We start from the raw sequence: 1,650 nt of genomic DNA, 5'->3' as shown, positions 1-1,650 counted from the left end.
GAAGCGCAGCACCAGCGCCGCCGCGAACGGCACCGCCAGCCACCACAGCCAGCCCGCCACCATGCGGTAGAGCAGGCGCGATCCCAGGAAAGCGCCCGGATCCCCGTTGCACCACCGGACGCCTTCGAGCAGCGAGCCAGGGTGGTCGCGGGACACGAGCTTCGGCAGGACCTGCCGGACGACGTGGTGCCCGAGTGGCGTGTCGACCGGGGACCGGGGGTCGTCGAACGCGTTGTACTGATCGAACTGGTGGCCGTGCATCACCCGGACCAGCCGGCTGCCGTCTCCGGTCGCCACCGCCAGGTCGCAGGCCAGGCTCACGTCGGTCACGCCGAGGCGGTCGCGCAGCAGCGTTACCGACTCCTCGTCCCAGGCGAGCTGCCCGTCGTGGTTTCCCGGGGTCAGCACGACGCGATGACCCGGATCCGCCGCGAAACGCTTGACCGCGGCGGTGAACTGGGGGTGGGCGTCCATGATCGCGGCGACGTCCGGCGCCGCGGCGAGCAGCTCGAACGCGTCACCGGCGAGCACGAGCATCCCGGGCTCGCGGAAGCCGTCAAGCAGCTCTGCCAGCTCGTCGGCGGCGCGTGCGGACACGTCCGTCGCGACCGGCGGGAGGTGCAGGTCGCTCACGACCACAACCCGGTCCCCCCGGCCCACCTCGAGGCGGATGAGATCGGGGACAAAGAAGGAATCGGGCGCCGCCACGCCCTCATAGACGGCGGTCATGACACTGTCTCCGTTCGCATGATCGGGAAGAGAATGACGTCGCGGATCGCCGAGACTTCGGCGAGGAGCATGATCAGCCGGTCGATGCCGATGCCGATGCCGGACGTCGGCGGGAGCCCGTACTCGAGCGCCCGCACGAAGGCGGCGTCGGCCGGGTGCGCCTCGGCGTCCCCGCCGGACGCGGCCTCGGCCTCGGCCTCGAACCGCTTCGCCTGCTCGTCGGGGTCGTTGAGCTCGCTGTATCCGTTGGCCAGCTCCCGGCCCCCGATGACCAGCTCGAAGCGGTCGGTGATCGTGGGGTCCTCAGCGGACTGGCGGGCGAGCGGAGAGACCTCCGTCGGGTAGTGGTAGATGAACACCGGCCCCGCGGTCTCGCCCATGAGGAGCTGGTCGTAAAGCTCGAAGACCAGCTTCCCCGGGCCCCACGCCGGGAGGCAGGCCACGTCGTTGGCCGCGCAGATCTCGCGCAGCCGCTCTACCGGCATGGACGGGTGCACCCGCTCGCCAAGCCGCTCCTGCAGCATGTCGAGGAGGTCACGGCGCGGCCAGGGCGGCGTCAGGTCGACGACGTGGCCGCCGATGTCAAACTCAAGCTTGCCGACGGCACCCTTCGCGGCCTCGACGATCAGCTGCTCGGTGAGGTCCATTCCGTCGCGGAAGTCACCGAAGGCCCGGTACGCCTCGAGCGAGGTGAACTCCGGGCTGTGCCGGGTGTCGATTCCCTCGTTGCGGAAGTTGCGGGCGATTTCGAAGACCCGCTCGTAGCCGCCGATCACCAGTCGCTTGAGGAACAGCTCCGGCGCGATGCGCAGGCTGAAGTCGGTGTCGAGCGCGTTGGCGTGAGTGAAGAACGGACGGGCCAGCGCCCCGCCTGCCTGCGGTTGCAGGATGGGGGTCTCGACCTCCAGGAAATTCCGCGTC

Annotated in this window: 2 protein-coding genes; both read right to left on the bottom strand. The window is 70.0% G+C overall.

Features of this window, described 5'->3' with window-relative positions; all coding sequences use genetic code 11:
• The coding region (locus VG869_08655; protein HEV3451261.1) for a metallophosphoesterase at positions 1-729 on the bottom strand (729 nt) is incomplete at its 3' end.
• On the bottom strand, positions 726-1,650 hold a 925-nt coding region (locus tag VG869_08650; GenBank protein ID HEV3451260.1), incomplete at its 5' end, for an amino acid--tRNA ligase-related protein. The genes VG869_08655 and VG869_08650, both read right to left, overlap by 4 nt.

The organism is Acidimicrobiia bacterium, assembly GCA_035948415.1.
In the GTDB taxonomy this organism is placed as follows: Bacteria; Actinomycetota; Acidimicrobiia; order IMCC26256; family PALSA-555; genus PALSA-555.
This window is presented reverse-complemented; position numbering and strand designations above follow the sequence as displayed.